Below are 12,492 nucleotides of genomic sequence, written 5' to 3' on the forward strand. Positions count from 1 at the left end.
CTTACTCCTGCCCGCTGCCGCTGTCATGGCCGGCCAGCTGCCCGGCCTCTGCCGCCGCCAGTTCGGCGGCGCTTTGCACCAGCGGCACGGCCACCGGTGTTTGCAGCCCCAGCACCAGCGCCCGGCCATAGGCCCAGATCTGCAGCAGCAGCCGCAGGCCCAGCACCGCAAAGGCCACCGGCGCCAGCAGCTTGGCAGGCCAGATCGGCAGGCCGATGTCGATCGAGCTGTCGCGGCTCCACATCGGCGCGGCAAAGTCGAAGGAGCGCAGGAAATGCGCCCAGCTGCCCCAGACCAGTGCCGCAATCAGCAGGAGGATCAGCAGCACCGAGATCAGCTCGAACAGCCACAGCGCCCGCCCCCTGAGAGCGCCAATGAAGATGTCCATGCGGATATGGCCGCCATTGCGCTGCACATAGGCGATACCCATGAAGGCAATCAGCGGCATGATCTGCTCGATCCAGTCGACATAGCCCGGCAAGGGCGCGTTCATCGCATTGCGGCCGCCGACAGAAACCACCGCCAGGATCATCAGCGAAAACACCGCAATGCCGCTCAGCAATGCCAGTATCCGCTCGAGCTTCAACAGCCCCCGGTCCAGCCTGCTGATCAGGCTGCCGTCTTCCAGCACCGCTGCGCCGCCTGCCATGCCCTGCCCCCGTCTGTTGCTTCGTCAAAGACAGAAAGGGCCGGTGCGGTCCCGCCCGGCCCTTCCGTGCTGCATCAGGCTCAGCTGCCCGAACGCGTGTCGGTCAGCGTCTTCTGCACCAGATCATAGAGCTCCTGGGCGGGCAGGCCCTGGGCGCTCATGTCCTTGATCCACTGTTCGCGGATCGGATCGGCGGCAACCTTGCGGAACTCGGCCAGCTGGTCGTCGGAGATCATCACTTTCTCGACGCCCTTTTCGTCCAGCACGCTGTCCCACTTGGTCAGCAGCGCGCCGTAGTTTTCGAGGTAATGCGCGATTGCCTCGTCTACCGAGCTGTCCAGAGCCTCGCGCTCGGCGTCGCTGAGAGCCTCATAGGCATCGGTGTTGACCACCACCGGGCAGTTTACGGTGCCGGGATTGAGGTTGGCGGTCCACCAGTCGGCCTTGTTGATGGTGCCGAATGCCAGATGCGCGTGCTGGGCAAAGGCGACGGTATCGACGACGCCGGATTCCATCGCGTTGTAGGCTTCGGTCGCGGTCACAGAGGTCGGTACCGCGCCCACGGCCGAGAACGCCTGGCCGATGCCGCCGGTGGCGCGCACCCGCATGTCCTTGAACTCGGCCAGCTCATCGCGCGGCTCGCCGGTGCCGACAATGTTGTACTGCGGCATCGGCGAGGTCATCAGCAGCTTGGCGTTCCAGCGCGCCAGATCCTCCTGCACCGCCGGGTGGGCATAAACCGCATGCGACACGGCCACCTCTTCCTCCAGCGTGTTCACGCCCAGGAACGGCAGCTCCAGCACGGTGATCGAGGGGTTCTTGTCGCGGTGGTAGCCTGCGCAGAACTGCGCCATCTCGAAGGCGCCGATGGAGATGCCGTCGAGGTTCTCCTTGTTCTTCGAAAGGCCGCCATAGCTGATGTTCAGGGTGAACTCCCCGCCGGTCTTCTCGCTGACCAGCTCGGCCAGTTTCTCCACATGTTCGGTAAAGGCGCGGCGCTTGCCCCACAGGGACACGTTCCACTCGGTGGCGGCAGCCTCGCCTGCCATTGCAACGCCAGCAGTTGCCGCCACAGCGGCCGTCAGAAATCTGTTCATGATGTAACTCTCCCGAATTGCGCCCTTGTGGATTCCGGTCCGGTCCGGCCTGGACGCTTGCAGGTCAGGCTAGCGGCACCGGTGCGCGCTGCCAAGCCCCCGGCGGGAAAGATGACGCAGCGACTCGTGCATGCCCTTTGCGCAGAGGTTCGGACCGCCCCGCAGCCCCGGCGGAACAATATGCCGCAGTCCGGCGGCAGGCGCATTTTGCAAATGCAGCATCCTGTGGGACATTGGTCGTACAGGGGCCGGGTTGCAGAATTTACACCCAAACCATTGAATACAGAGGCATACACATATGCATTTCTTTAGTTGATTTACAAGTTTTCGGACATTTTCGAAATTCGTTGACAGACAAACCCTTTGATAACCGCATTTTATTCACAAATTTTCAGACTGCCCTATTATCGGTGCCCAGGAGGAAACGGTTTGACAGCCACGGCACAGCGTTGTCGTTTGTCTTGCCAATGAAATTCTGGGAGGAAACCGAATGAACGCGCTGCACGCAGACGCTGTCTATCCGCCATCGGATGAAACCGTTGCCCGCGCGCATGTGAATGCCGCGAAATACCAGGAAATGTACGCGGCCTCGCTGAAGGATCCCGAAGGGTTCTGGGGCGAACAGGGCAAGCGCATCGACTGGATCAAGCCCTTCACCCAGGTGAAGGACGTGAACTACGCCTTCGGCAGTGTCGCGATCAACTGGTACGGCGACGGCACCCTGAACGTCTCCGCCAACTGCATCGACCGCCACCTGGAGACCCGCGGCGATCAGACCGCGATCATCTGGGAACCGGACGATCCCAATGAGGCCGCGCAGCACATCACCTACACCGAGCTGCACCGCCGCACCTGCCGGATGGCCAACATCCTGCGGGACATGGGCGTGCGCAAGGGCGACCGGGTGGTGATCTACCTGCCGATGATCCCCGAAGCGGCCTATGCCATGCTGGCCTGCGCCCGCATCGGCGCCATCCACTCGATTGTCTTTGCCGGTTTCTCCCCCGATGCGCTGGCGGCCCGGATCAACGGCTGCGACGCCAAGGTGATCATCACCGCAGACGAAGCACCGCGCGGCGGCCGCAAGACGCCGCTGAAGTCGAACGCCGACGCCGCGCTGCTGCACACCAAGGACACGGTAAAATGCCTGGTGGTCAAGCGCACCGGCGGCCAGACCACCTGGGTCGACGGGCGTGATTTTGACTACAAGGAGATGGCGCTGGAAACGGATGATACCTGCGCTCCGGCCGAGATGAACGCCGAGGATCCGCTGTTCATCCTCTACACCTCCGGCTCCACCGGCCAGCCCAAGGGCGTGGTGCATACCTCCGGCGGCTATCTGGCCTATGCGGCGATGACGCATGAAATCACATTCGATTACCACGATGGCGACATCTACTGGTGCACCGCGGACGTGGGCTGGGTCACCGGCCACAGCTATATCGTCTATGGCCCGCTGGCCAATGGCGCCACCACGCTGATGTTCGAGGGCGTACCGACCTACCCGGATGCCAGCCGCTTCTGGCAGGTCTGCGAAAAGCATAAAGTCAACCAGTTCTACACCGCCCCCACCGCGCTGCGCGCGCTGATGGGCCAGGGCGACAAATGGGTCGAAGGCTGCGATCTGAGCAGCCTCAAGGTGCTGGGCACCGTTGGCGAGCCGATCAACCCGGAAGCCTGGGAGTGGTATCACAACGTGGTTGGCAAGGGCACCGTGCCGATCGTCGACACCTGGTGGCAGACCGAGACCGGCGGCCACCTGATGACGCCGCTGCCGGGCGCGCACACGCTCAAACCCGGGGCCGCGATGAAACCCTTCTTCGGCATCCAGCCGGTGGTTCTGGACCCCGCCAGCGGCGTCGAGATCGAAGGCAACGGCGTCGAGGGCGTGCTGTGCATCAAGGACAGCTGGCCGGGCCAGATGCGCACCGTCTGGGGTGATCATGAACGCTTCGAGAAGACCTATTTCTCCGACTACAAGGGCTATTACTTCACCGGCGACGGCTGCCGCCGCGACGAGGACGGCGATTACTGGATCACCGGCCGCGTCGATGACGTGATCAACGTCTCCGGCCACCGCATGGGCACCGCCGAGGTCGAAAGCGCCCTGGTGGCCCACGCTGCCGTGGCCGAGGCCGCGGTGGTTGGCTACCCGCATGACATCAAGGGCCAGGGCATCTACTGCTATGTCACCCTGATGAACGACCGCGAGCCCTCGGATGAGCTGCTGAAGGAGCTGCGCGCCTGGGTGCGTACCGAGATCGGCCCGATTGCCAGCCCGGACGTGATCCAATGGGCGCCGGGCCTGCCGAAAACCCGCTCCGGCAAGATCATGCGCCGCATCCTGCGCAAGATCGCCGAGAACGATTTCGGCAGCCTGGGCGACACCTCGACCCTCGCCGATCCGTCGGTGGTCGAGGACCTGATCGAAAACCGCGCGAACAAGGGGTGATAGACACATGAACATGGCAGTCATGACCCGTCCCGCCGTTCTGATCCTGCTGGGGCCTCCGGGCGCCGGCAAGGGCACCCAGGCGCGGATGCTGGAGGAAAAATTCGGCTATGTGCAGCTGTCGACCGGCGACCTGCTGCGCGAAGCGGTTGCCGCGGGCACGCCTGCGGGCCGCGCCGCCAAGGCGGTGATGGAGGCAGGCCAGCTGGTCAGCGACGAGATCGTGATCAACATCCTGCGCGACCGTCTGGCGGAACCCGATTGCACCAAGGGCGTGATCCTCGACGGCTTCCCCCGCACCACCGTGCAGGCCGAGGCGCTGGATGAATTGCTGGCGGAGACCAGCCAGAAGATCAACGCCGCGATCAGCCTGGAGGTGGATGATGCGGCGATGGTTGACCGGATCTCCGGCCGCTACACCTGCGGCGGCTGCGGCGAGGGCTATCACGACAGCTTCAAGCAGCCTAAGGTGGATGGCAAATGCGACAAATGCGGCGGCGCGCAGATGCAGCGCCGCGCTGATGACAATGCGGAGACCGTTGCCAGCCGGCTGCAGGCCTATCACGCGCAGACCGCGCCGCTGATTGCCTATTACGGCGGCAAGGGCGTGCTGCAGACCACGAATGCCATGGGCGGTATCAATGACATTGCCCGTGACATGGCGGCCATCGTGACCAGGGCCACCAGCTAACAACCAAGAAACGGGGCCTGCGCTGAACCCGCAGGACCCCGTCCCCCGGACAATGGAATACCCGACGGCACCGCCTTGGCGGACCGGAGGAGTCATGCCTGCACGCCGAGATCCCGGCGGCAGGCAAACGGAGAGAGTTTGCCCGCCGTCAGGCGCGGCGGCTCAGGAGGAAGAAGGAGGAGCCGCCATGGCGGAACAAACCACAAATGGGGCAAAAACCGCCGAGGCCGACAAGGGCTACTGGGCGGCAAACGTGCGCATCATTCTCGTCAGCCTGGTGATCTGGGCTGTTGTTTCATTCGGCTTCGGCATCCTGCTGCGCCCGATGCTCTCGGGCATCCGCGTCGGCGGCAGCGATCTGGGCTTCTGGTTCGCCCAGCAAGGCTCGATCCTGGTGTTCCTGGGGCTGATCTTTTTCTACGCGTTCCGGATGAACAAGCTGGACCGCGAATACGGCGTGGAGGAAGAATAAGATGGACCAGTTCACCATCAACCTGCTGTTTGTGGGCGCGTCTTTTGCGCTCTACATCGGCATCGCGATCTGGGCCCGTGCGGGCTCCACATCGGAATTCTATGCCGCCGGCCGCGGTGTTCACCCCGTCACCAACGGCATGGCCACTGCGGCCGACTGGATGTCGGCGGCCTCCTTCATCTCGATGGCGGGCCTCATTGCCTTTACCGGCTATGACAACTCCACCTTCCTGATGGGCTGGACCGGCGGCTACGTGCTGCTGGCGCTGCTGCTGGCACCCTACCTGCGCAAGTTCGGCAAGTTCACCGTCTCCGAGTTCATCGGCGACCGGTTCTATTCGCCGACCGCGCGCATCGTGGCGGTGATCTGCCTGATCGTTGCCTCGACAACTTACGTGATCGGCCAGATGACCGGCGTCGGCGTGGCCTTCGGCCGCTTCCTCGAGGTGTCCAACACCACCGGCCTCCTGATCGGCGCCTGCGTGGTCTTTGCCTACGCCGTGTTCGGCGGCATGAAGGGCGTGACCTACACCCAGGTGGCGCAGTACTGCGTGCTGATCATGGCCTACACCATCCCGGCGATCTTCATCTCGCTGCAGCTGACCGGCAACCCGGTTCCGGCGCTCGGCCTGTTCGGCGACCATGCGGCCTCCGGTGAGCCGCTGCTGGCCAAGCTGGATGCCATTGTCCGGGAGCTCGGCTTCAATGAGTACACCGCGCATCATTCCGACACCTTCAACATGGTGCTGTTCACCCTGTCGCTGATGATCGGCACCGCCGGCCTGCCGCATGTGATCATGCGCTTCTTCACCGTGCCGCGCGTTGCGGATGCCCGCTGGTCGGCCGGCTGGGCGCTGGTGTTCATCGCCCTTCTGTACCTGACCGCCCCGGCTGTCGGCGCCATGGCCCGCCTCAACATCACCGAGATGATGTGGCCCAACGGCGGCATCGAAGGCGGCGCCGTGACCGTGCAGCAGATCGAGGAAGATCCCAAGTACGACTGGATGGCGACCTGGCAGAAAACCGGCCTTCTGGGCTGGGAAGACAAGAACGGCGACGGTGCAATCCAGTACTACAACGATCAGAACGCCGATCTGCAGGCCGTGGCCGAAGCCAACGGCTGGGCCGGCAATGAGCTGACCAACTTCAACCGCGACATCCTGGTTCTGGCCAATCCGGAAATCGCCAACCTGCCCAGCTGGGTGATCGGCCTGGTGGCGGCCGGCGGCCTGGCGGCGGCGCTGTCGACCGCGGCGGGCCTGCTGCTGGCGATCTCCTCGGCGGTGTCGCACGACCTGATCAAGGGCTCGATCAACCCGAGCATTTCGGAAAAAGGCGAGCTTCTGTCGGCCCGGATCGCCATGGCCGTGGCCATCGCGGTGGCCACCTACCTGGGCCTCAACCCGCCGGGCTTTGCCGCGCAGACCGTGGCGCTGGCCTTCGGCCTCGCAGCCGCCTCGATCTTCCCGGCGCTGATGATGGGCATCTTCACCAAGGTGAACAACAAGGGCGCCGTGGCCGGCATGCTGGCGGGCCTGATCGTGACCCTGGTCTACATCTTCCTGCACAAGGGCTGGCTGTTCATCCCGGACACCAACGCCTTCACCGATGCCGATCCGCTCTTGGGCACCGTCAAATCCACCTCCTTCGGTGCGATCGGCGCGATGGTGAACTTCGCGGTGGCCTTCATCGTGTCGAAATCGACCGAGGCGATCCCGGCCGAGATCGAAGAATTGGTGGAAAGCGTCCGCATCCCCCGCGGTGCAGGCGCCGCGCAGGACCACTAAACTCCCCAGGGCGGGCCGTCCCACGGCGGCCCGCCTCTTTCCTCATGGTCCCGTCCGGTGCATACTTGGCGGGGCCATTTTTTTTCTGATTTCATGCAGGTATGCCCATGCCCCTCTCCGAAACAGCCCTGCTCCGCTTTCTGGCCTCGGTGCACCCCTACGACAGCCTGGGCCCTGCGCCGCTGCAGGAGCTGGCGCCGAAGTTCCGCCAGATCGAAGCCGCCGCAGGCGCCCCGGTCTATGCGCTGAACGAAGAGCTGCAGGGGCTCTACCTCGTCCACACCGGCGAAGTGGAGGTGACGGATGAGAACGGCATTCCGGTCTCGATCCTCGGCCCCCGCAATTCCTTTGGCGAGCGCGGGCTGACCCGCGGCGGCCGGGCGATGACCTCGGCCCGGTCCACTGCGCAGACGCTGCTGCTGCTGCTGCCCAAGGCAGAGTTCCACGCCCTGATGGCCAGCCAGCCGCAGGCCGCCAAGTTCTTCGGCCGCCGCCGCCCCGGCAGCCGCGAGACCAGCAGTCTCGCCACCACCCGGGTCGAGGCAATCATGGCGCGCGATCCCGTCACCTGCTCCGGCGGCCTCACCTGCCAAAGTGCTGCGCAGCTGATGCGGGACCGCCGGATATCCTCCGTGTGCGTGACCGACGGGGACACCTTGCAGGGCATCCTCACCACCCGCGACCTGACGGCCAGAATCCTGGCGGCGGGCAAGCCCATCTCCACCCCGGTCCATTCCGTGATGACCCCGGACCCGCTGACCCTGGCGCCCTCCGCTATCGGCTCCGACGTGCTGCATTTGATGATGGAGCACGGCATCGGCCACATCCCGGTGGTTGAGGCAGGAAAGCTCGCCGGCATCGTCACCCAAACCGACCTCACCCGGTTCCAGGCCGTCAGTTCCGGCGAGATGGTCTCCGCCATCGCCCGTGCCGGGACGGCAGAAGACATGGCCAAGGTCACCGCCGAAATCCCCCGCCTGCTGGTGCAGCTGGTGGCAGGCGGCAACCGACATGAGGTGGTGACCCGGCTGATTACCGACATCGCCGACACCGTGACCCGCCGCCTGCTGGCGCTGGCGGAGGAGACGTTGGGGCCGCCTCCGGTTTCCTACCTGTGGCTGGCCTGCGGCTCGCAGGGCCGGCGCGAGCAGACCGGCGTCTCGGATCAGGACAACTGCCTGATCCTGTCCGATGATCTGAACCCCGGCGATGAGGCTTATTTCGAGCAGTTCGCCAAGATTGTCTGCGACGGGCTCAACAGTTGCGGCTATGTCTATTGCCCCGGCGGCATGATGGCCTCCAATCCGCGCTGGCGGCAGCCGCTGCACGTCTGGCGCAGCTATTTCCGCGGCTGGATCGCCAAGCCGGACCCGGAGGCGCAGATGCTGGCCTCGGTGATGTTCGACCTGCGCCCCATCGGCGGCGAGGCCCGGCTGTTTGCCGACCTGCAGCAGGAAACCCTGAAGGCGGCCGGCGCCAATTCGATCTTCACCGCGCATATGATTTCGAATTCGCTGAAGCACACACCGCCGCTGGGCCTGCTGCGCGGGCTGGCCACCATCCGCTCGGGCGAGCACCGCAACACGCTGGACATGAAGCACAACGGCGTGGTGCCGGTGGTGGACCTGGGCCGGGTCTATGCCCTGCAAGGCCAGCTGGACGGGGTCAACACCCGCGCCCGGCTGGAAGCGGCGGAGGCCGCGGGCGTGCTCAGCCCCTCCGGCGCGCGGGACCTGCTGGACGCCTATGACCTGATTGCCCAGACCCGGCTGGAGCATCAGGCGGCGCAGATCCGCAGCGGCGGCGCGCCGGACAACTACCTGGCGCCCTCGGACCTGTCGGATTTTGAGCGAAGCCATCTGCGCGACGCCTTTGTTGTGATAAAAACAATGCAATCGGCAGTTGGGCACGGTAAGGGCATGCTGAGCTGACACTTGCGCCTGCGGCGCGTGCGGGAGCCTGCGGCGCGAGTGTTTTGAGAAAGATGAATAGGCCGGAGGCCTGCGGGGAGATGGAATGTTTCTGGAACTGATTGCGGTGATCTTTGCAGGCATTGCCGCGGCGGGCGTGGTGATGCTGCTGAGCAAGTCCCTTGGCGGGCGGCTGCCGCGCTGGATGGCGCCGGTGGCGGCGGCGCTGGCGATGATCGGAGTGACCCTCGCCTCGGAATACGGCTGGTACGGGCGCACCGCCGCGGCCTTGCCTGAAGGGCTGGTGGTGGCGGAAAAGGTGGAGAATCAGAGCTTTTACCGTCCCTGGACCCATCTGGTGCCTTACGTGGACCGCTTTGCCGCTGTTGATGCTACCACGATGAAAAGCCACGAGGCCCACCCACAGGTCTATCTTGCCGAGCTCTATTTCTTTGGTCGCTGGGCACCGGTCAGCAAGCGGCCGGCTATACTGGACTGCGGCAAATGGCGCCGGGCGCTCGTGGCGGGCAATGTGGTCTTTTCCGGCAGCAGCCTGCCCAAGGGCCTCGACTGGGTTGCAGGCGCCCCTGACGATGCGATCCTGACCACGGCCTGCGGAGGATAGAAATGCGGTCACGCCTCAGCCTGCGCCTGCGGATCTTTTTGTTCTTCTGCCTGCTGGCGCTTGGCGGCATTGCCGTGACCGGCGGCGCGCTGTGGCTGGGCTACAGCCGCGCGGGCCAGCCGGCGCTGATGGACGCCTTTCTGTTTTCCGGACTGCTGGCCGGCTTTGCCATTCTGGGGCTCTGCGCCGCGGTCTGGCTGCTGTTCGATGAAAACGTCGCCAAGCCGATCGAGCGGCTGGCGGCCGGCATGCGGGCCCGGGCCCACGCCGGGGTCACGCGCGGGCTGGACACCCATGGCGCGCGTTATCTGGGCGACCTCGCCGCCGCTGCCGAGGGGCTGGCCGGGCAGCTGGGCGCCTCGGCGCTGTCGGCCGCAGAGGCCATCGCCCGCGAAACCGAGCACCTGGAGGCCGAGAAGACCCGCCTCGCCGCGCTGCTGACCGACATCCCCATTGCCACCGTGATGGCGAGCCCTGCGCATCAGATCGTGCTGTATGACGGCCAGGCCGCCGCTGTGCTGGCGCAGGAGGCGCCGCCGCGGCTGAATGCGCCGCTGTCCGACTACCTGGACCTGACCGGGCTGGAGGCTGCCTATGGCCGGCTGGTGCGCAGCGGCCTGGAGGTGAAGGCCGAGGTCGCCAGCGCCAGCGGCGCCCAGGTGTTCGATCTGCGCCTGAAGCCGCTGGGCGGCGCGCCCGGCTATATCATCCTGTTCGAGGGCAGCCATGCGGGGCTTGCCCCGGATGAGGCGCGGCCGCTGGTCTATGACTTTGCGCTGCTGGACACGGAGCATGCAGAGCTGGACAGCCGCAAGCTGGCCAGTCTCAGCTATGTGGTGTTCGACACCGAGACCACCGGCCTGCTGCCGCACAAGGACGAGATCGTGCAGATCGGCGCCCTGCGGGTGGTGCGCGGCCGCATCATCGAGGCTGAGCAATTCGAAACCCTGGTGGATCCCGGCAGCCCGATCCCGGCAGCGGCCACCCGGGTGCATGGGATCAGCGACGCCATGGTGCAGGGTGCACCGGGCATTGCCGAGGCCGCCCGCGCCTTGCACCGCTTTGCCTCGGACGCGGTGATCGTCGCCCATAATGCGCCTTTCGACATGGCCTTTCTGCGCCGCCACGCCAGCCGCGCGGGCATCAGCTGGGAGCAGCCGGTGCTGGACACCGTGCTGCTGAGCGCGGTGCTGTTCGGCGCCTCGCAGCCCCATACGCTGGACGCGCTGTGCGAGCGGCTGGATGTCGCCATCCCGCCGGCCCTGCGCCACACCGCAATGGGCGATGCGCGCGCCACCGCGGAAGTGTTCTGCAAGATGCTGAAGATGCTGGAGGCCCGCGGCCTCTCCACCTTTGGCGCGGTGCTGGAGGAGACCCGCAAGCACGGGCGCCTCATTGAGGACATGAACTAGGTAGACAATCGCCCCCGTGCGTGGCAGGTCACTGGCCGGAACGAACAAAAGGCGCGCGACATGGCCGAAACAAGCTTCATCCCCGGGCCGCAGACCGTCCGGGCCTACCGCGAAGCGCTGGGCTGCTTCGGCACCGGGGTGACTGTTGTCACCACCCTGACTGCGCGCGGACCGCTGGCCATTACCGTCAACAGCTTCACGTCCGTCTCGCTGGAGCCGCCGCTGCTGCTGTGGTGTCCGGCCCATGCGTCACTGCGCCATGATGCCTTTGTTTCGGCTGAGAATTTCGCCATCCACGTGATGGCGGAGGACCAGCTGGGCCTGGCCAAGCATTTTGCCGCCGATGGCGAGGATTTCAGCACCGCGGCCTGGCGGCCCAACACCCTGGGCGCGCCTGCGCTGGAGGGGGTGATCGCCCGCTTCGACTGCCGCCGTTTTGCCGCCCATCCGGCAGGGGACCACACCATTGTCGTCGGCGAGGTGGCCAGCGTCACCACCCGTCCGGGCAAGGGATTGATCTTCAAACGCGGCCTGTATGGCGGGTTCCTGGAGCAAAGCTGAACCCTGCATCCGCAGGCGGGAAACTTGCACCGGCGGCGCTGGCTGCAAGGGGGGCGGCAATGGCAGCGGTGTCCTCTGACCCGGGACCTGCCGCCGCTGCCGGCGGCGCCGTTCCCTCCGCATGCGCCGCCTGCCCGGCCAGACGCTGCGGCAGGACCGCGGAGGCGGACAGATCCATGCCGGGCGCCATGCTCAATGCCCGCTGCGGGCAGATGGAAATGCACAAACCGCATTGAAAGCACAGGGATTCCACAAAGCTCAGTTCACAGCCGTTCTCCGTCAGGCTCAGCGCATCTGACGGGCAAACCCAAACGCAGCTGCTGCAGTTGTTGCAGCTGCTTTCATCAACGCTGATGGCACCGTAAGGCGCCTGTTCCGGCAGTCCGATGCGGCCCGCGCTGGCGGGCAGCAGCGCTGCGGCGCTGGCCCGTGCGGTATCCCTTCGGCTGCCGACCGCCAGCACCTCGGGGGCAATGGACGGAAAAGGGAAGATGCCCGCCGCCAGACGCCGCATCAGGGAGGCCGCCCCGTCAAACAGCAGAATCCGGCCGCTCCCGCCCAGCACCTGCACCAGTTCCACCTCCTGTTGCTGATGCTGTACGGCCGCAGGAGAGCTGCAGGCCTGCATGTGAATGACATCAAAGCCGCTCGCCAGCCCGTGCAGCAGGTCAGCATGGGTGATCTTTTCCAGACCGCAGACAGCCACCGGGATCACGTCCCCCTGCCCGGTTTCCAGCGGTTCCCGGCCAGCAGGCTCCACTTCATACAGCACCAGGATCTGAGCCCGGCCGGACGTCTGCTTGCGCTCATGCGCTGCCTGGCACAGTGCCATCAGAG

The 12,492-nt window shown here is 65.5% G+C and carries 11 protein-coding genes; 8 read left to right on the plus strand and 3 right to left on the minus strand.

Annotation, left to right across the window (positions count from 1 at the left end; genetic code table 11):
* Position 1: 1 nt before the first annotated feature.
* Entirely contained in the window at positions 2-649 is a 648-nt protein-coding gene (locus tag OKQ63_RS10285) for a TRAP transporter small permease subunit (protein ID WP_264213835.1), read from the minus strand.
* Positions 650-729: 80 nt separating this feature from the next.
* Positions 730-1,746 (minus strand): C4-dicarboxylate TRAP transporter substrate-binding protein, encoded by a 1,017-nt coding sequence (locus OKQ63_RS10290; RefSeq protein WP_264213836.1) that lies wholly within the window; start codon positions 1,744-1,746, stop codon positions 730-732.
* 490 nt (positions 1,747-2,236) lie between these two features.
* On the opposite strand from OKQ63_RS10290, the gene acs reads away from it, so the two are divergent.
* From acs to OKQ63_RS10330, 8 genes are all read left to right on the plus strand, one after another.
* Positions 2,237-4,198, plus strand: a complete 1,962-nt coding sequence (gene acs, locus OKQ63_RS10295) for an acetate--CoA ligase (protein WP_264213837.1) — start codon at positions 2,237-2,239, stop codon at positions 4,196-4,198.
* Positions 4,199-4,205: 7 nt separating this feature from the next.
* Positions 4,206-4,889: an adenylate kinase gene (locus tag OKQ63_RS10300; RefSeq protein WP_264213838.1), complete on the plus strand. Its 684-nt coding sequence runs from the start codon at positions 4,206-4,208 to the stop codon at positions 4,887-4,889.
* Between the two features lie 187 nt (positions 4,890-5,076).
* Positions 5,077-5,361, plus strand: a complete 285-nt coding sequence (locus OKQ63_RS10305; RefSeq protein WP_264213839.1) for a DUF4212 domain-containing protein — start codon at positions 5,077-5,079, stop codon at positions 5,359-5,361.
* A gap of 1 nt (position 5,362) precedes the next feature.
* Complete coding sequence (locus OKQ63_RS10310; RefSeq protein ID WP_264213840.1) at positions 5,363-7,147, plus strand: sodium:solute symporter family protein; 1,785 nt, start codon at positions 5,363-5,365, stop codon at positions 7,145-7,147.
* Between the two features lie 107 nt (positions 7,148-7,254).
* A complete protein-coding gene (locus OKQ63_RS10315; protein WP_264213841.1) occupies positions 7,255-9,078 on the plus strand; it encodes a DUF294 nucleotidyltransferase-like domain-containing protein in 1,824 nt (607 codons plus the stop codon).
* A gap of 85 nt (positions 9,079-9,163) precedes the next feature.
* On the plus strand, positions 9,164-9,682 hold the full coding sequence (locus OKQ63_RS10320; protein ID WP_264213842.1) for a hypothetical protein: 519 nt from the start codon (positions 9,164-9,166) through the stop codon (positions 9,680-9,682).
* A 2-nt stretch (positions 9,683-9,684) separates the two neighbouring features.
* The gene (locus OKQ63_RS10325; protein ID WP_264213843.1) at positions 9,685-11,094 is read left to right on the plus strand and encodes a 3'-5' exonuclease; all 1,410 of its coding nucleotides are present in this window, start codon (positions 9,685-9,687) and stop codon (positions 11,092-11,094) included.
* Between the two features lie 60 nt (positions 11,095-11,154).
* Positions 11,155-11,655, plus strand: a complete 501-nt coding sequence (locus OKQ63_RS10330) for a flavin reductase family protein (RefSeq protein WP_264213844.1) — start codon at positions 11,155-11,157, stop codon at positions 11,653-11,655.
* Here the strand turns inward: OKQ63_RS10330 and OKQ63_RS10335 are convergent.
* Entirely contained in the window at positions 11,615-12,487 is an 873-nt protein-coding gene (locus tag OKQ63_RS10335) for a 4Fe-4S dicluster domain-containing protein (RefSeq protein ID WP_264213845.1), read from the minus strand. The two genes, OKQ63_RS10330 and OKQ63_RS10335, sit on opposite strands and share 41 nt — an antisense overlap.
* Positions 12,488-12,492: the final 5 nt, after the last annotated feature.

Source organism: Leisingera thetidis (genome assembly GCF_025857195.1).
GTDB classification, from domain to species: domain Bacteria; phylum Pseudomonadota; class Alphaproteobacteria; order Rhodobacterales; family Rhodobacteraceae; genus Leisingera; species Leisingera thetidis.

Coding starts and splice junctions, on each gene's coding strand:
- OKQ63_RS10325 (WP_264213843.1), top strand. CDS start 9,685: ATGCGGTCACGCCTCAGCCTGCGCCTGCGGATCTTTTTGTTCTTCTGC.
- OKQ63_RS10315 (WP_264213841.1), top strand. CDS start 7,255: ATGCCCCTCTCCGAAACAGCCCTGCTCCGCTTTCTGGCCTCGGTGCAC.
- OKQ63_RS10290 (WP_264213836.1), bottom strand. CDS start 1,746: ATGAACAGATTTCTGACGGCCGCTGTGGCGGCAACTGCTGGCGTTGCA.
- OKQ63_RS10305 (WP_264213839.1), top strand. CDS start 5,077: ATGGCGGAACAAACCACAAATGGGGCAAAAACCGCCGAGGCCGACAAG.
- OKQ63_RS10300 (WP_264213838.1), top strand. CDS start 4,206: ATGAACATGGCAGTCATGACCCGTCCCGCCGTTCTGATCCTGCTGGGG.
- OKQ63_RS10320 (WP_264213842.1), top strand. CDS start 9,164: ATGTTTCTGGAACTGATTGCGGTGATCTTTGCAGGCATTGCCGCGGCG.
- acs (WP_264213837.1), top strand. CDS start 2,237: ATGAACGCGCTGCACGCAGACGCTGTCTATCCGCCATCGGATGAAACC.
- OKQ63_RS10285 (WP_264213835.1), bottom strand. CDS start 649: ATGGCAGGCGGCGCAGCGGTGCTGGAAGACGGCAGCCTGATCAGCAGG.
- OKQ63_RS10330 (WP_264213844.1), top strand. CDS start 11,155: ATGGCCGAAACAAGCTTCATCCCCGGGCCGCAGACCGTCCGGGCCTAC.
- OKQ63_RS10335 (WP_264213845.1), bottom strand. CDS start 12,487: ATGGCACTGTGCCAGGCAGCGCATGAGCGCAAGCAGACGTCCGGCCGG.
- OKQ63_RS10310 (WP_264213840.1), top strand. CDS start 5,363: ATGGACCAGTTCACCATCAACCTGCTGTTTGTGGGCGCGTCTTTTGCG.